This is a genomic window from Psychromonas sp. MB-3u-54 (genome assembly GCF_002836415.1).
In the GTDB taxonomy this organism is placed as follows: Bacteria; Pseudomonadota; Gammaproteobacteria; order Enterobacterales; family Psychromonadaceae; genus Psychromonas.
Genome location: NZ_PJBP01000179.1, coordinates 1 through 16,485, shown reverse-complemented (window position 1 = coordinate 16,485; position 16,485 = coordinate 1). Strand labels below are relative to the sequence as shown.

At 40.7% G+C, this 16,485-nt stretch carries 14 protein-coding genes; 7 read left to right on the top strand and 7 right to left on the bottom strand.

From position 1 onward, the window contains the following. Nucleotides 1-243: 243 nt before the first annotated feature. The 3 genes from CXF72_RS16450 to rdgC form a co-directional block, all read right to left on the bottom strand. Nucleotides 244-654: a SulA-like leucine-rich domain-containing protein gene (locus tag CXF72_RS16450; RefSeq protein ID WP_101040664.1), complete on the bottom strand. Its 411-nt coding sequence runs from the start codon at nt 652-654 to the stop codon at nt 244-246. A gap of 200 nt (nt 655-854) precedes the next feature. Next, nucleotides 855-2,045 (bottom strand): formate-dependent phosphoribosylglycinamide formyltransferase, encoded by a 1,191-nt coding sequence (gene purT / locus CXF72_RS16445; protein WP_198552634.1) that lies wholly within the window; start codon nt 2,043-2,045, stop codon nt 855-857. A gap of 206 nt (nt 2,046-2,251) precedes the next feature. Next, nucleotides 2,252-3,160 (bottom strand): recombination-associated protein RdgC, encoded by a 909-nt coding sequence (rdgC, locus tag CXF72_RS16440; RefSeq protein WP_101040662.1) that lies wholly within the window; start codon nt 3,158-3,160, stop codon nt 2,252-2,254. A 267-nt stretch (nt 3,161-3,427) separates the two neighbouring features. Here rdgC and phoB point away from each other — a divergent pair, with 267 nt between their 5' ends. The 7 genes from phoB (at nt 3,428) to CXF72_RS16405 (ending at nt 10,337) form a co-directional block, all read left to right on the top strand. Then, complete coding sequence (gene phoB, locus CXF72_RS16435; protein WP_101040660.1) at nt 3,428-4,111, top strand: phosphate regulon transcriptional regulator PhoB; 684 nt, start codon at nt 3,428-3,430, stop codon at nt 4,109-4,111. Between the two features lie 152 nt (nt 4,112-4,263). Next, the gene (gene phoR, locus CXF72_RS16430) at nt 4,264-5,586 is read left to right on the top strand and encodes a phosphate regulon sensor histidine kinase PhoR (protein ID WP_101040658.1); all 1,323 of its coding nucleotides are present in this window, start codon (nt 4,264-4,266) and stop codon (nt 5,584-5,586) included. A gap of 200 nt (nt 5,587-5,786) precedes the next feature. Then, entirely contained in the window at nt 5,787-6,542 is a 756-nt protein-coding gene (locus CXF72_RS16425; RefSeq protein WP_101040656.1) for a Nif3-like dinuclear metal center hexameric protein, read from the top strand. Nucleotides 6,543-6,666: 124 nt separating this feature from the next. Next, nucleotides 6,667-7,773 carry a 3-isopropylmalate dehydrogenase gene (leuB, locus tag CXF72_RS16420; RefSeq protein ID WP_101040655.1) on the top strand — a complete coding sequence of 369 codons (1,107 nt, stop codon included), beginning with the start codon at nt 6,667-6,669 and terminating at the stop codon, nt 7,771-7,773. Between the two features lie 68 nt (nt 7,774-7,841). Next, complete coding sequence (locus CXF72_RS16415; protein WP_101040653.1) at nt 7,842-8,381, top strand: YaeQ family protein; 540 nt, start codon at nt 7,842-7,844, stop codon at nt 8,379-8,381. 164 nt (nt 8,382-8,545) lie between these two features. After that, on the top strand, nt 8,546-10,000 hold the full coding sequence (gene thiI, locus CXF72_RS16410; protein WP_101040652.1) for a tRNA uracil 4-sulfurtransferase ThiI: 1,455 nt from the start codon (nt 8,546-8,548) through the stop codon (nt 9,998-10,000). A gap of 160 nt (nt 10,001-10,160) precedes the next feature. Continuing rightward, a complete protein-coding gene (locus tag CXF72_RS16405) occupies nt 10,161-10,337 on the top strand; it encodes a DUF1737 domain-containing protein (protein ID WP_232785009.1) in 177 nt (58 codons plus the stop codon). Between the two features lie 60 nt (nt 10,338-10,397). Here the strand turns inward: CXF72_RS16405 and CXF72_RS16400 are convergent, their stop codons facing one another. From CXF72_RS16400 to CXF72_RS16380, 4 genes are all read right to left on the bottom strand, one after another. Next, nucleotides 10,398-11,162, bottom strand: coding sequence for an ElyC/SanA/YdcF family protein (locus CXF72_RS16400; protein WP_101040650.1), 765 nt, complete (start codon nt 11,160-11,162; stop codon nt 10,398-10,400). Between the two features lie 399 nt (nt 11,163-11,561). Then, nucleotides 11,562-13,007 (bottom strand): 16S rRNA (cytosine(1407)-C(5))-methyltransferase RsmF, encoded by a 1,446-nt coding sequence (rsmF, locus tag CXF72_RS16390; protein ID WP_101040648.1) that lies wholly within the window; start codon nt 13,005-13,007, stop codon nt 11,562-11,564. 70 nt (nt 13,008-13,077) lie between these two features. Continuing rightward, entirely contained in the window at nt 13,078-15,750 is a 2,673-nt protein-coding gene (locus CXF72_RS16385) for an MlaD family protein (RefSeq protein ID WP_101040646.1), read from the bottom strand. Beyond that, nucleotides 15,750-16,388, bottom strand: a complete 639-nt coding sequence (locus tag CXF72_RS16380) for a paraquat-inducible protein A (protein WP_101040644.1) — start codon at nt 16,386-16,388, stop codon at nt 15,750-15,752. Before CXF72_RS16380 ends, CXF72_RS16385 begins: the two co-directional genes overlap by 1 nt. Nucleotides 16,389-16,485: the final 97 nt, after the last annotated feature.

Sequence of the window (16,485 nt, the reverse complement as noted above, 5' to 3'; positions counted from 1 at the left end):
GCAGTAATCAGTAAGACGATAGATGATGATATCGTTATGCTAAATGAAAGGCTTCTAACAACATCTTTCAGCGTTTATCGCCTTGTGCCCTTCGAGAGATTAGCCCGAAAGCTAGCACTGCGTTTAACCCTTGAGAAGGGAATAACCTTTCTCATCAGGTTACGTCTTGTTCTAGGATCCGGGTGAAACGCTGACTCCGCATCTTCAAGTAGTTTGGGGTTAACAAATGTTAGAAAGTTGATCTTATTGTTTACAGTAAACAAAGCAGTTTGTGCTACTTGCCTTGCAATAATCCTGTAATTCACGCTGCAGTGTTTTATCAATTTCACTTAACCAGGTTATAACGGTTGAATAGTTGTTACTTTGCAGTGTGCTTTTAAGCAGTGTGAGTGAATCTTTTACTTTATGGGCATCAAGTGTCAATACGCGACTTTTATGAATACCTGAGCGTTGTAAAAAACTAAAATTGGGCTTGCCGGGAGGGGCGATAAATAATATCCAACGTTGATCCTGATCATTATTCATATGAGCTAATAATGCATGATAGTTCGCTAAATTATAACTGACATTGAGGTAGTTTTTGCGGCTTAATTGTTGTGATTCATTATCTGCTGAGTTGATTTCATTTTTGGCTTGCATGTAGTTAGATAACATATAAACACCTGTATTTAAAAACACTGTATAAAACAACAGTAATGGTAATTGTGTCATTTTTCAAGTTTTTTATGCTAAAACTGTGCTTTTTTTAACCGCTGGATCTGTTTTGTGAGGGTGGAAGCATAAAAAAAGGTAACCGAAGTTACCTTTTTTTTACTGGAGACAAATATACTGAAGACAAATTTCAGCGGCGTTATTTAATAAATAATATTAACCTTATTCGAGACAGTCTTGGCATTATCAACGGCTTGTTCAACTGTTTCACCACGTGCAATGGCGACACCTAAACGTCGCTGACCATTGATATCAGGTTTGGCAAATAATCGAATTTGCGCACCGGCGACGCTGCCAAGTGCTTTATCCAGATTGGCAAATTTAATATTATCGGATAGACCATTGCCTAAAATAACACTTGATGCGCTGGGCCCATATTGAATAATACGACCAATAGGAAAACCCAAAATGGCACGCACGTGCAACGCAAACTCTGAAGCATCCTGCGACACTAAGGTAACTAATCCGGTATCATGCGGGCGAGGGGAGACTTCGCTAAAATAAACCTGATCGCCTTTGACAAAAAACTCCATACCGAATAAACCATATCCCCCCAGTTCCGTGACTATTTTTTTAGCGATATCCTGTGCACGCTGCAACGCCACCGTTGACATTGCTTGTGGTTGCCAGGACTCTCGGTAATCACCGTCTTCCTGACGGTGACCAATAGGGGCGCAGTAATGAATACCGTCAACGGCATTCACAGTTAATAGCGTGATTTCATAATCAAAGGGCACAAAGCCTTCGATAATGATCCGACCTGCACCGCTGCGCCCGCCAACTTGAGAGTAGTCCCATGCGTTGTCTACATCGGCAGCGCTTTTTACAACACTTTGGCCCTTACCTGAACTGCTCATGACGGGTTTAATCACACAAGGTGTGCCTATTTTCTCGATCGCCGATAAGTATTCTTCTTTGCTGTCTGCAAATATATAGGGTGAGGTTTTTATACTTAAGGTTTCGGCCGCAAGGCGGCGAATACCTTCTCGGTCCATGGTGAGTTTTGCCGCACGCGCTGTGGGTACCACATTAAAACCTTCTGCTTCTAAGGCAAGTAATGACTCCGTGGCGATTGCTTCTACTTCCGGAATAATAAAATCAGGTTTTTCGGCACGAATAATTGTCGCTAATTTTTCGCCATCTAACATACTGACAACATAGGATGAATGTGCTATTTGCATTGCCGGTGCATTTTCGTAACTGTCAGCCGCAATGACTTCAATACCAAAGCGTTGCAGTTCAATCGCAACTTCTTTACCCAGTTCGCCGGATCCTAAAAGAAGGGCTTTTGTCGCACTGTTGGTTTTTGCACTGCCAAAAATTGAAACACTCATATCATTCGACTCTTTGAAAAGTTTAGGGGATTGTGTAGCCGAAGATATTAACAGAATTTTTTCATTTCTTGAGGATTAAGGATAAAAAACCTTCGATATTTTGTGGTTAAATATCAAAGGGTTTTAATTTTAAGCTGAGGCAGAGAGAGGCATTGACCTGCAAGCTAATGCTCAGTTGTGACTGTCTCTTTGCCTATCTGATATAATTAAAGGCTTTGCTCGCCGCCAAAAGCCTCAAGCACAGCCGGAATTAGCTGTTTTATTTCTCCCGTCATCAGCGCGAAATCAGCGTCGAAGCGAGCAGCAAAATCATCTTTATCGATATCTTCATTTTGTTCCTGCAATACATCGGCAAATTTAATGCGTTTAAGCGCAAATTCTTCGCCGATAATAAAGGAGATACTGTCTGCCCAGCACAGGGCGAGTTTAGTCACAAACTTATCAGCGGATAAATGGTTTTTTATTTCATCGGATAATAAGTCCTGCTGTTTACAGCGAATAATACCACCTCCTTCTAACGCCGAGCATAATTCGGCCTCATCTTCTAATGCAAAGTTAGCGGGGATATTACCTTCGTTTAACCAATCGGTCATGATCACATCGGCTTGGTTTTTAAGTTGAATAGGGACAACGGGCAAACTGCCTAATGTTTTTCGCAGTAAGGAAATAAGCTCCTCAGCCTTGCGGGTGCTGGATGCGTCAACATATAACATGTCAGCTTCAGGATCGATCCAGGCAAAGGTTTGTGAAGTCCGACTAAATGCCCGTGGTAACAACTGCATTACAATCTCTTCTTTTAAACTGTCTTTTTCTTTTTTCTTCAGGGCTCGGCCCTGTTCAAGTTCAATCGCCTCAACGCGTTCATTCAGTTGATCTTTTATGACCCCTGCAGGTAACATTTTTTCCTCTTTTTTCAGGCAAATCAGGATTTGCTTGTTGGCAAGGTGAGTATACATTGAGCCCGATTTCCCCATTGGGAAGACCCAGCCTAGTTTAGAGATATCCTGGCTTCCACAGGGGTTGAATTTAAATTCTTCAAGATTTCTTTCTAATGTATCAACGTCTTGTTCAAGGGGGCGGGTAAAACGGTAAACTTGTAGGTTTTTGAAAAACATGTAATGCACCTTAGTGATAGAGAGATAAAGAGAGTTAGTCCCAAATGACTTACAGATGCTGAATCTGCATCTTCCGGTATTTTGGGTGCAAGTGTAAATGATTTTAAGGAAATCGGTAAGTGTTGTGTTTTTTTTGCATGATAATGCTTTTATTGCAAATTTGTGACAAATAATGAAGGATTGTAATATAACTGTCATAATGTACAGCAATAATGGTTAAATCAAAGTGGTTTCTAACCATTACTCACAGCAGATAGGTAGTAGCAAATGGCGAGTCGTATATTAGTTGTAGAAGATGAAGTCGCAATCCGCGATATGTTATGTTTTGTATTAGACCAGCATGGTTATGAGTGCATCGAAGCTGATACCTATCAAAGTGCATTAAATCAATTACACGAACCCTATCCCGATTTGATTTTACTGGATTGGATGTTTCCGGGCGGCAGTGGCATAAAATTACTGAGCCACCTTAAACAAGATAATATTTTACGCTCTATCCCGGTCGTTATGTTGACTGCTCGGGGCGAAGAGCAAGATAAAGTCAGGGGCCTGGAAAATGGCGCCGATGATTATGTGACTAAACCCTTTTCGCCGAAAGAATTGATGGCACGATTAAAAACAGTGATGCGACGTGTCAATCCAACCTCTCTCGATGATGAATTATCCTTCAATGAGCTGAAACTTGATCCGGTCTCTCATCGTGTTTCACTGGCCGATCAAGCATTGAATATGGGACCAACGGAGTTTAATTTATTGCATTTTTTTATGACTCACCCGGAACGTGTTTACAGTCGTGAGCAATTGCTTAATAACGTATGGGGCACCAATGTCTATGTTGAAGACCGTACCGTAGACGTGCACATTAGACGATTGCGTAAAGCCTTAGCAGATCATGACCATTTAATCCAAACCGTACGCGGTGCCGGTTATCGCTTTTCAGTCCGCAGTTAAGGTAACCTCAACCCTCATGTCGAGTGATGACGTAGCGATTTGGAATCACTTTAAGGGCATAAACTATCCACGGCTCGCAATGCTGATTTTGCGCTTCGAAGCGTTTTGGGAACACTTGAAAATCAGACAATTATATTAATAGAGTCATTACTTTGAAACCTTTTACCACAAAACATCAAATTATCGCATTGTCTGTTTTTTATGCCCCAATCATTATTTTTGGTGTTGTTTTTCATTGTTTAAAAGATTTATTGCTGGTTTCCTTGTTTGCTCATATTGTGTGGCATTATTATTACCTGCGAAAATTAAATAACTGGTTATGGTTTGATAAAAGCATCATTCTGCCCAAGGGTAAATTAGACTGGCAACATGCATTTAACGGTCTTCATAATATGCAGCAAAGGCATCGCAAACGTCGTAATGATCTTGCCAGTATCATTCGCCGTTTTAGTGAAGGCTCAGAAGCACTTTCCGATGGGGTGATAGTTTATGCAAAAAGCGGGGGCATTGTTTGGTCTAATCGTTTGGCACAATTTCAATTAGGTTTTAAGCGAACCGACAACTCGGGTTTCTCTCGTAAAGAGGTCTCCGGAGAGCATATTACCTCCCTAGTACCTGATCCTGAATTTTTGGCATTTTTAAAACGTGATGATGCTTCTGAGTTATTAGAGTTACCCTCTCCTATTCACCCTGATAAATTACTTGAATTCAGTGTTATGCCCTACGCAAAACATAAACGTTTATTGATCGTTCGAGACGTGACCAGTTATCGAGAGATGGATGAAATGCGTCGTCGTTTTGTGGCCAACGTGTCTCATGAATTACGCACCCCGTTAACGGTATTACAAGGTTACATTGAAATATTGGATATGCAGCTGGTGGACAGTCCGCAACAATCAAAAACGCTGGCTATTTTAGACCAGCAGACAAAACGTATGTGTGCTTTGGTAGAGCAGATAATGATTTTGTCTAAAATAGAAGGCGCGGGCAGTATCGATTTAAAGACAGTGGTTAATGTTCCTTTTTTGCTTAAACAGATTGAAAGTGAAGCGCTTGAATTAGGCAAAAATAAATCTTTAACCATTAAATTTGAAATAGATTCGAATTTGCATTTACTGGGTGACGAGATGCAGTTACGCAGTGTCATGGCAAATTTAATCTATAACGCCATTAATTATACGCCCGAGCATGGTTCAGTTAACGTGCGCTGGCGTCTTTCCTGTAAAACCGGCGGGCATTTTTCGGTGGTTGATGACGGGGAAGGTATTGCTGAAGAGCATCTTCATCGCCTTACGGAGCGTTTCTATCGGGTTGAAGGCTCGCGTTCCAGAGACACCGGCGGTTCCGGTTTGGGTCTCTCTATTGTCAAACATACCTTGAGTCATTACGGCTGTGAATTAAAGGTGCAAAGCACCATAGGGGCGGGCAGTCAGTTTTCTTTTATTATTCCAACCCGTTATCTGATTGAAAAATAAAACAGACTATCGTTCGCGAACAATGCAGAATGAACAACGTCATACTTTTTTAAAAATTAATATTTAATCTATTGGAGCGCCTTATACAGAATAAAAAACTTGCCAATAAATTAGATCAATTGTTCCCGAACAGTGCAGAATGAAGAATGAATAACGTCATACTTTTTTAAAAATGAATATTTAATCTACTGGAGCGCCTTATGCAGAATAAAAAACTTGCCAATAAATTAGATCAATTTTTAGAAATTCATCAGTTTAAAGATTACTGTCCAAATGGTTTACAAGTGGAAGGTAAGCCGGAAGTTAAAAAGATAATTACCGGCGTCACCGCCTGCCAGGCATTAATCGATCTTGCCGTTATTGAGAATGCCGATGCCATTTTGGTTCACCACGGTTTTTTTTGGAAAGGGGAAGCGCAAGCGCTAGTCGGCATGAAATATAAGCGTATCAAGGCATTGATGGATAACGGGATTAATCTTTATGCGTATCATTTACCGCTTGATGTACACCCCGAGTTGGGTAATAACGCCCAATTGGCAACATTATTGGGCATTACTGACCGTCGTCCGTTAGAGCCATGGGACAAGCGCTGTGTCGCTCGAGTGGGTAAATTTGAACAGGCGGTAAGTCCCGAACAATTATCCGCACGTATTGAAGCCGTGTTAGCACGTAAACCCCTGCATATCGATGGCGGTAAAAAAGACATAAAAAGCATTGCCTGGTGCACCGGGGGCGGTCAGGATTATATTACTATTGCCGCTGAGCAGGGCATCGATGCTTTTATTACCGGGGAGGTTTGTGAGCGCACCGTGCATATAGCAAGAGAAATGGGCATTCATTTTTACGCAGCGGGCCATCATGCAACGGAACGTTATGGCGTAAAAGCCCTAGGTGAATGGTTAGCAGCCGAGTTTGATTTTGATGTTAAATTTATAGATATTGAAAATCCGGTTTAATCTGCCTGTTGATCTAACAAAATCCAACAAATTTAACTAAAAAAGCCCTCCTGGATTTGAAACTAGGGGGGCTTTTACTTATGATACTTTACAAAATAAGACATTCATTATTTAGGGAAATAAAATGACAACATATAACATTGCATTACTGGCAGGTGACGGTATCGGTCCGGAAGTAATGCAGGAAGCGGTTAAAGTATTAAAACTGGTTGAACAGCGTAACGCAGCTGTTAATTTTGAACTTAACGATGTTTTATTCGGTGCGGCTGCTTATTTTGCAACGGGCAATGCTTTTCCGGATCAAACCAAAGCGGCTTGTGATAAAGCGGATGCGATTCTAAAAGGGACAATCGGCTTAAATCACGAAGATTCTAAAAAAATCCCTATTGATGAACAACCTGAACGTGGTGCGTTATTACCGCTGCGCCGTCGTTACAATACCTTTGCTAACTTCCGTCCGATCTATTTACCAAAAGGTTTGGCACATTTTTCGCCATTAAAAGCCTCTGTTATCGGTGAAGGTATTGATATTATGATCATCCGCGAATTAGTGGGTGGTTTGTACTTTGGCGACAAAGAGATGGGTATTAATGCAGACGGCAAACGTTTTGTACGTGAAGTTCTTGAATATGACGAAGATCAGATCCGTCAGATAGTCAAAGTAGGCTTCGAAGTTTCAATGAAACGCAAAAAAGTGATGCATAATATTCACAAATCCAACGTCTTAAAATCAAGCGTGTTGTGGAATGAAATTGTTGAAGAAGAAAGCAAAAATTATCCGGAAGTTGAAGTTAAACATATTCTGGTTGATGCTGCCGCCACCTACCTTTGTTTAAACCCCGGTATGTTTGATGTGATGGTAATGGAAAATATGTTTGGTGATATTTTAAGTGACCAGGGAGGCGGTATTTTAGGCTCTTTAGGCTTAATGCCATCGGCGTGTAAAGGTCCTGAAAAATCTTATTATGAACCCTCACACGGCAGTGCACCGGACATCGCAGGTAAAGGTATCGCAAACCCATATTCAATGATAGGTTCAGTTGCACTGATGCTGGAAATGAGTTTTGGGTTGGATAAAGAGGCAAAAAACCTTTGGGCTGCTATGCAGGCTGTCTTTGAAAACGGTTATTCAACATCGGATCTTTCGAAAGAAGGCGAAGCCAATCTGGTGAGCACCGCTGAATTTGGTGATCTGGTCTGTGCTGAGCTGGCTAAAATGCCCGTTGCATAAGCGAAGCGCAAAATAAACAATAAAAAGCCACGTTTAAACGTGGCTTTTTTCTTTAAATTGGAAAAATAATGGCACTGAAACCCACCATTTTTAAAATGAATATCAATCTCTCGGATCTTGATAATGATCGTTATGAGACCCTTAATCTAACCGTTGCCCAGCACCCATCAGAAACGCTCGAGCGAATGATGGCACGGGTGATGGCATATTGTCTTAATGCGCAAGAATTTTTAAGCTTTACCAAAGGGTTGTCGGTTGCCGATGATCCTGATATCTGGGCAAAAAGCTTAGATGATCAACTTTTATTATGGATTGATCTCGGCGAGCCGGCCTTTGAACGTATTAAAAAAGCATCACGTTTAGCCAAAGCCGTTAAGGTTTATAGTTTTAACAGCAAATCAGCTGTCTGGTGGAAACAATCTTTAACGGATTTTGGAAAACTTAATAATGTCGAGGTTTATCAGTTTAACTTTGAACAGATAAAGGCCCTCGCCAAGCTGGTCAAACGTACCATGGATTTTTCGGTCACTGTCGCGGGAGATACGCTCTATATAGCCGCTGAGCTGGGCGAGTGTGAAATAAGTTGTAACGCTTTACAGGAAAAATAAAATACTTTTTTATTTTTCTACCATAAATTGTTGAAAATAGAAGGGTGCAGTCAGTAAGGATACATTTTGCCTGTCCCTATTATTTTTCCTGATCAATAGAAGTGAATATTGTCAAACTATTTGCTATAGTTCGCCACCTTATTTATCAGCACAGTGATCACACAATGAAATTTATCGTAAAACTTTTTCCCGAAATAATGATGAAAAGTCGTCCTGTTCGTAATCGTTTCAGCAAAATGTTACAGGGTAATATCCGTAATGTATTAATGCGTCATGATGAACAGGTTAAAGTCATTTTGGAATGGGATAAGATCATTGTTCGCACCGAAAATGAAAGCGCTGAAAATAAAGCGAATCTGATTCTATTATTAAGCAGTACGCCGGGTATTGCACACTTTTTAGAAGTAACAGAATCGGGCTTTACAGATTTACATGACGTTTATGAGCAAACCCTTGCTATTGTGGGTGATTCGCTCGCGGGAAAAACCTTTTGTGTGCGTATTAAACGCATCGGCAAACATGATTTCTCATCAATAGATGCTGAACGTTATGTAGGTGGCGGCTTAAATCAACATACCGATGCGCTGGGCGTGAAATTAAAAGGGCAGGATATTACGGTCAATTTAGAAATCAATAACGAAAAACTTTTCTTTATTGATAAAAAACATCCTGGTTTAGGCGGTTTCCCTTTAGGGACTCAAGAATCTGTTTTATCCTTAATTTCCGGTGGTTTTGATTCCGGCGTTTCAAGTTATCAGTTACTTAAGCGCGGCTCACGCGTACATTACTGCTTCTTTAATCTTGGCGGCGCTGCACATGAGATAGGCGTTAAACAGGTTGCTTATCAGTTGTGGAATCGTTTTGGCTCATCACATCGGGTCAAATTTATTTCAATCCCCTTTGAACCTGTTGTCGCAGAAATCTTAGAAAAAGTAGAAAACGGTCAAATGGGGGTTGTTCTAAAGCGTATGATGATGCGTGCTGCTACCCTTGTTGCTGAACGTTTAGATATCGAGGCACTGGTTACCGGAGAAGCTTTGGGTCAAGTTTCCAGTCAAACACTGCGTAATTTATCGGTGATCGATAAAGTCACTGATATGCTTATCCTGCGCCCGCTGATTGCGACCGATAAGCAGGATATTATCGATTGCGCCCGGGTTATTGGTACCGCCGAAATTTCTGAAACTATTCCTGAATACTGCGGGGTTATTTCGCAGCGTCCAACCGTCAAAGCGGTGATGAGTAAAATTGAGAAGCAGGAAGCAAAATTTGATCTGTCACTGATCGAACAGGTTGTTGATCAAGCGCCCACCATAGATATTCGTGATATTGAGAAAGCGGTACACAAAGAAATATTAGAAGTTGAGTCGGTCTCTGAATTTACAGAAAACGAAATCATTTTGGATATTCGATCCCTTGATGAAGCTGAAGAGTTTCCGCTTGATATTGAGGGGGTTACCATTGAGCACTTGCCTTTCTTTAAATTATCTAACCAGTTTGAAACACTGCCGCAGGATAAAATCTATCTTTTATATTGCGCTCGAGGTGTCATGAGCAAGTTGCAGGCGTTGTATTTAAAAGAAGCTGGTTTTGACAATGTTAAGGTTTATCGGCCTTAAAAAATCGCTTAGCCAGTCTTTAAAATAGGGTGGGTAATCTGCTCTGTTTTTGCCTATCTAAGCGGGATGTTCACATTTTCAATTCATTTAATTTCCTTTTTTAATGAATAACAGTATGCTTATTTTTAGAAAAATACTGTTATTAAAAAAGGAAATGAAGATGTCAGAACAAAAATACAAATTAGTCACAGGTAAAGATGATGCTGATTTTTGTAAACGTATTACTAAATTATTAGCACAGGGTTATGAACTCCATGGATCACCGGCCATCTCTTTTAATGGCGAGCATATGGTGGTTGCACAAGCGGTTGTTAAGCAAAATGCACCATTATTATAAATTTCACTCTTAAGTCGGTGAATTAAAAAAAGATAAGCAATGCTTATCTTTTTTTGATTTTTAAAGTTGCTCTTTGACTAAATTTTGTAATTTTCCGAGATATTCATGCCAAGCCACTTTGGTTTTATCAAGGTAGTCAGATGAGGGGATATAATGATAATAAGGCGTTTCTCCCAAGCTTTTTTTTGTTAAATAGTTAGCCGGCGCAGGTGTGGGGAATGCATTATATCGATGAAAAAGTCCCATTGAGCGTGGCATATGCGTCGCAGAGGTCACTAAGACGGCCGATTGTCCTTTGATGATTTTCGACATTTTTTTAGCTTCGTCATCGGTATCTAAGGTGTTATCTAAGCGGATAATGCTACCTTTAGGGATATTCATTGTTATTGCCAGTTCCTGCATCAATAATGCGTGAGATTTAAGATCCCCAAAATTACCACCGGAAACAATCAGGGTTGCCTGTGGATTGGCGTGATACAAACGCAACGCCTCAGCGAATCGACTTAATGCTACTGCGGATAATTGCCCCGTTACGGGTAAATTGGGATCGGCAATACCACCTGAGCCTAATACTAAAATATATTTGAAGTTCTGTGCCGGCTGCATAACAGGCGGATATTTAGACTCTAATGACTGCACCAGTTGTTCGGACACGGGCATAAAACTGAGTACAAATAAAAGCATAAAACTCACTAATAAATTAAATTTAGCGAGTTTCTGTTTTTGTGTAAAAAACAATAAAATAAGTGCGAATAAAAAAAACATTAATACTACCGGTAGCGGCATCAGCAAAGCCCCGAGCCATTTTTTTAAAATAAATAACATTTTGATAACTCGATTCTTTATAAAGTAGGGGGAAATAATGTCGCTAAATAGACATTTATATTAGCAGCAAGCGCCCGGCACAGATCTCGGGCAATAGGCCTTATTGTATAGGGTCTGTTGACCTTTCGTGTGCATTTTTGCAGCAATTTGTGGGTGCTTTATACAAGGCAGAGCCTGCAACCTGTCGTTATTCTACATAAGTAGGCGATAATGTATACGATCCTATCCACAAATGCTGCCCTTCGGGTTCATCTAAAAGCGTCCTGCGCTGCGTTATGCGTCGTTTACATAGAATAACTATGTGAACGAGGCATGCCTTGCTCAGAACACTTTTAGATGGAACAAAATTTGTACTCCAAAGGTCAACAAACCCTAGTTTACAAACAGATCGTTAGCGCATTACTTTACGAACAGATTGTTATCGCGAATTAACTCCCGCGGTAAACTGTTTTTAATGCGATTATCAAGTGATTTACCTAATCCAATCACCTGCTCCCGATAACTTAACAGGACTTCGCCTTTAAGGCCCTTAGCGTCAACATCTCTAATATCACGCCCCTGGTAGAATTGTTGTGCCTGTTCAGCGCTGAGTTCTACTTTGTGAGCGTCTGTCGAATCACCAAAACAAGTGACAAATTCATGGGTGCTTTTAAAGCCTGATTTGCGACCATTACCAAATTCTTCGGCAATCTTGATGCCTAAGCGCGAGAATCGCAACTCCTTAATCAGGGGTTTGATAGGATCTGGAAACAACCAGAATTCCTGATCGCGCTGATATAACATACCTTCGATATTGGTAATGGAAAATTGGCTGCTAAAGTAGTCATAGAGCGCTTGCTCTTTCTGTCTGGTCGGTCTGATAAAAGGAAATTTACCCAAACGTTTTACGGCGGGTTCAACCGTGCTCGCTTTGGTCTTTTTAATGGCCGCTACAAAGAAACCTTCACTGTCATAAACCTGCGGCCAGATATGTAAGAAACCCTCCGCAGTGCGGGTTTCTTCGGCATTCGGAAATAGATTTTTTAAATCTAAAAACTCAATATGCTCGGGAAATTTATTTTTCAAGAAAAAACAAATATTCTGATTTTCTTCGTGGCTCAATGTGCAGGTAGAATAGATTAAAATCCCGTCTTCTTTTAGTGCGTGAAAAGCACTGAGGATCAATTCTTGCTGCATGGATGCAATCTCGTTAATAGAAGATTGACTCCAATTATTCATGGCATATTTATCCTTACGGACAGTCCCTTCCCCTGAACAGGGGGCATCTAATAAAATGGCGTCAAAAGTATCCGGTAACCACTTACCAAATACTCGGGCATCAAAATGAGTCAAGGCCACGTTTTTAATGCCGCAACGTTGAATATTGGCATGTAACATTTTAATCCTGCTGGAAGAAAATTCATTGCCGATAATCAATCCGCTGTTGTTCATTTTTGCCGCTATTTGCGTGGTTTTAGACCCTGGGGCCGCCGCCGCATCAAGGACTATTGACTGTGTCGAGGGGGTGAAAAAATGAAACAGGGCAGCCACGGGTAACATTGAACTCGCTTCCTGGATATAGCACAAACCACCAAGGTGTTCTGCACTGTTGCCAAGTGGGGTCAACTCCTCTTGCAGTTCAATCCAAAAGCCTTCAGCGCACCAGGGTATCGCCGTTAATATCCAGCCCTGCTCTCTGGCTCTTATTTGAAATTTTTCAACTGATATTTTTAATGTATTGACTCTAATTGCACGGCGCAGAGGACGTTGGCAAATCGCTATAAAATCTTCTATTTTTAGTTGCTTTGGTAAAATGTCGGTCATCTTATCGATAAACGCCTGCGGGAGTCGGGTATTACTGTGCATTATAATTCCTTTAATTGCGCGCGAGGGATGCGCACGGTATAACATGTTGCCGAATTTTTTATTTCTAAATCTAAGGTCTGGGGATAGCTAATCTCCAATTTAACCATTCTTTCTGCATTTCATTTTTCAGCTGAAAACGAGACAGTGGATCACTCTCAGGTTGTAAAGATTGGTTATCTGGCGTGCTCATACTTATTCCTCCTTTAATTAAAGAGGTTAAAGAGTTAGCTTTCAAGGCCGCACCTGTGATGCCGATATCTAGGTTAAATCCGGAAGCCGGCCAAAAAATTGAATTTTGACGAATTAAATGGGCGTATTTAGGATAGATGTTAATGGTAATCTCTACCCCCGACGCATTATAGGATAAGCGTTTTGAAATTACTTGCCCTATCTGAATTTGGCGGTGGTAGACCGGGCTGCTTATGTCACTAGAGCCGGCATTATCTGCCACCAAAATAAGGCGTAATCCGGATTGATTGGGTAGCAGAAGTGGTTCTGCGTCTTCACCCTTAAAATCTTTTTCAAAGATCCCTTTGCCGGGGGAGACATTAACATAAGCACCCGTCACTAAGGTTGATAAATTTTTAACACCCGATAAGCTCGCTTTACTTGTCACCATCCAAAAGCGGCTACCTTTGCATGCCACTTGTTTGGCAAATTCGGGTTTAAGATTGACCGTTGCCTGCACTTTCTGCTGAGATGTGAGTGTTAAGTCGATAACCTCACCAACCACTAATCCTTTAAGGCGTAATTTGCTGCCGGTTTGTAAATCTTTTGCTTGATTAAAGGTTAACCTGATTAATGTTGCGGGGGTCGTTGCCTGCTGCTGGTTGCTAAAAAGTTTGTATTTACCATTACTGTATTTATTGTCTATCTCCCTATCACCGGGGCCCACGGCAATGCCGCCTGCTGCAATGGCTAATAAAGACTCTGCTTGTATTTTTAAGCCGCTAAAACCGGCATCAGCACTAAAACCACTGATATTCCAAAATACACTGTGGTCATTGATAAGATGTTTATATTGTCCTTTAATGCTCAGGGTGGTTTGCATTAAACCCGAATTATCTATAGAAAAATCACTCACTTCGCCAATAGGCAGTTTTCTATAATAAACCGGAGAGCCTTCGCTAACAGAGGGTAATTCTCTGCTTAAAATGTTGACAGTGCCAGGCTTGCTGAAAACATTAAGGCCCACTTTAACCTGCGCTTTTGAAGGGTATAATCTAAAAAACTGATCTTGATTTAACAATGTGACTGTTTGGGATTTATTTACCGCTTTTTTATTATACAAGCCTATGCCACCGGAAATTAAATTTTCAATGGGGGTAGATTGGATCTCTAGCCCCTTTAAGGAAGCTTTGAAATTCACCCCATTGAGCAGGTAAAATTGACTGTGCTTATTGATAAGATGATGATAACTATGGTCAATATCAATGTGAACCGCGATAAAGCCCGCTTTTTGTGAAAAATCTAAAGCCGTTATTCTCCCTATTTTGATTCCTTGATAAGTAATGGGTGCTTCCGGGTTCAGTCCGGTAGCATCTTCGCTTAATATCACCAGAGAAAGGACCGACGACTTGGGCGGCGCTGCCTGCTGAATGAGGAAACGTGTGGATTTTTCACGGCTTTTTAATTGGCTTTTGTCAACGGGTTGAAAAGCGATATAATCCCCTTTAATGACATTGCCAATATTTTTTATTTTTGCAAAGGTGAGTGATGTCTGCTCAATCCAAAATTGCGATCCGTCGGTTACCAAGTCACTAAATTGAGGGTTAATAAGCGCTGATACAACGAATTGCTGATCCTTTATAGAATATTGAATATCCGTTATTCTGCCAATACCCAATCCTTTAAATAAAATACCGGCACCTTTTGGTAAGTTATTAATGTTGTCGGTAATCAGTTCTATAGAGAGCCCCGTTTTACTGGCATCAATGTTATTAAATAATTGAAATTGAGCATCATTTTTAAGTGCTTGACCTGCTTCAGGGGAGGAAAAGGTAATGCCGCCTGCAATTAAGGAGGTGATGCTATTGAGTGAGATATCGATACCTGCTGGTGAAATATTGGCGCTTAACCCGCTAATATTCCAGAATTTACTGTTATTTTTGACCAGATGTCTATAGTCACCATCAACAAATGCGCTAATATTGACCGCTTGGGCTGATCGTTCTAAACGGATGGCGGCCACTTCACCCACTTTAATATTCTTGTAGAATAAGGGGGTCCCGACATTGATCGATCCCGCATTGTCACTTTGCAGATTAATGAGCCGTGCGTTTTCAGGAATGCTAATAGGCTGCTCTGTTTGTGCTATAAAATTAGTCGTATACTCACCCTCACCCCGTTGCAGGTTAATATAGCTACCGGAAAAAAGGGTGTCTAACCCGGTTATGGAGGTAAGTGAAGCTTTGGGTGAAACTAACCAAAATTTGGTGTTCTTACGAAGCATGAATTTGGCGTGAGATTCAATTTCTGCAATAATATTCACACCGCTGGTGGCATCCAACTCCACTTTTTTGACAGTACCAATGATCACCCCTTTATAATGCAGTTTAGTTTTATCAACTATGATGCTTTCCGCATGTTCAAAGTGTATTTTAATGGTCGCATTAGCATGGGTAATATTTTGAAATAAAAACCAGGCACCCAAAAGTGCAGCGACCGCAGGGAGGAACCAGATTGGCGAGATTGTTTGTGACTTGACTATGGTAGCCTCTGTCTTTGAATCTTGTTCGTTCATTATTTTTTAGCATCCCAAATTAAACGCGTATCGAAACTGTTTGCAGCAAAGAGGGTGGTTAACACCACTATAGTGAATGAAGAAGCCGCTATTCCCGGATAAACAGAGAGTAACTGTCCTTTATCAAATACCGCCACCATGATTGAAATAACAAAAAGATCTAATATTGACCACTTTCCTATCCAATCCACCGTATTAAATATCCAAAGCTGTTTTCTATGACTAAAGTGCCATCGGTATTGTATGGCAAGCAGGATAAAGGTTAATGCCATTATTTTGAAAATAGGGACCACAATTGAAGCAATAAAAACGATGATTGCAATCATTAGCATATCACTTTCAATTAAGCTTAATATCCCGGAAAAAATAGTATCGGGGTAACGTATATTGTTTTTTAATAAATAAGTAATAGGGTATAAATTGGCGGGGAAAATGAAGATAGCGGCGGTTATTAAAAATGCCCAGGTTTTTTGCAAACTGTTTTTGGTGCGCACAGAAATGCGACTTAAACAGACAGGGCAGTGTGTCATCTCTGTTTTATAGGGTGAGTGATTTCCGCAAACTTTACAAAGTTGCAGCCCCTGTTTAATCCCTGTTTGTCCTGCTATTGCACTATTTATTGCACTATTAGTCGTCATTGATATAAGGCTCCCAATAAGCATGACTGTTATAATTACTGATAATTTTCATATCCAGTAGCCGTCCTTGTTCTATCCCTGTTTTTCCCGCTATGGC

Excerpts from the sequence above, each read along its gene's own strand:
- CXF72_RS16425 (WP_101040656.1), top strand. The coding sequence starts at position 5,787 with ATGCAGAATAAAAAACTTGCCAATAAATTAGATCAATTTTTAGAAATT.
- rdgC (WP_101040662.1), bottom strand. The coding sequence starts at position 3,160 with ATGTTTTTCAAAAACCTACAAGTTTACCGTTTTACCCGCCCCCTTGAA.
- phoB (WP_101040660.1), top strand. The coding sequence starts at position 3,428 with ATGGCGAGTCGTATATTAGTTGTAGAAGATGAAGTCGCAATCCGCGAT.
- leuB (WP_101040655.1), top strand. The coding sequence starts at position 6,667 with ATGACAACATATAACATTGCATTACTGGCAGGTGACGGTATCGGTCCG.
- CXF72_RS16415 (WP_101040653.1), top strand. The coding sequence starts at position 7,842 with ATGGCACTGAAACCCACCATTTTTAAAATGAATATCAATCTCTCGGAT.
- CXF72_RS16450 (WP_101040664.1), bottom strand. The coding sequence starts at position 654 with ATGTTATCTAACTACATGCAAGCCAAAAATGAAATCAACTCAGCAGAT.
- rsmF (WP_101040648.1), bottom strand. The coding sequence starts at position 13,007 with ATGCACAGTAATACCCGACTCCCGCAGGCGTTTATCGATAAGATGACC.
- CXF72_RS16380 (WP_101040644.1), bottom strand. The coding sequence starts at position 16,388 with ATGACGACTAATAGTGCAATAAATAGTGCAATAGCAGGACAAACAGGG.
- CXF72_RS16405 (WP_232785009.1), top strand. The coding sequence starts at position 10,161 with ATGTCAGAACAAAAATACAAATTAGTCACAGGTAAAGATGATGCTGAT.
- purT (WP_198552634.1), bottom strand. The coding sequence starts at position 2,045 with ATGAGTGTTTCAATTTTTGGCAGTGCAAAAACCAACAGTGCGACAAAA.
- CXF72_RS16385 (WP_101040646.1), bottom strand. The coding sequence starts at position 15,750 with ATGAACGAACAAGATTCAAAGACAGAGGCTACCATAGTCAAGTCACAA.
- thiI (WP_101040652.1), top strand. The coding sequence starts at position 8,546 with ATGAAATTTATCGTAAAACTTTTTCCCGAAATAATGATGAAAAGTCGT.
- CXF72_RS16400 (WP_101040650.1), bottom strand. The coding sequence starts at position 11,162 with ATGTTATTTATTTTAAAAAAATGGCTCGGGGCTTTGCTGATGCCGCTA.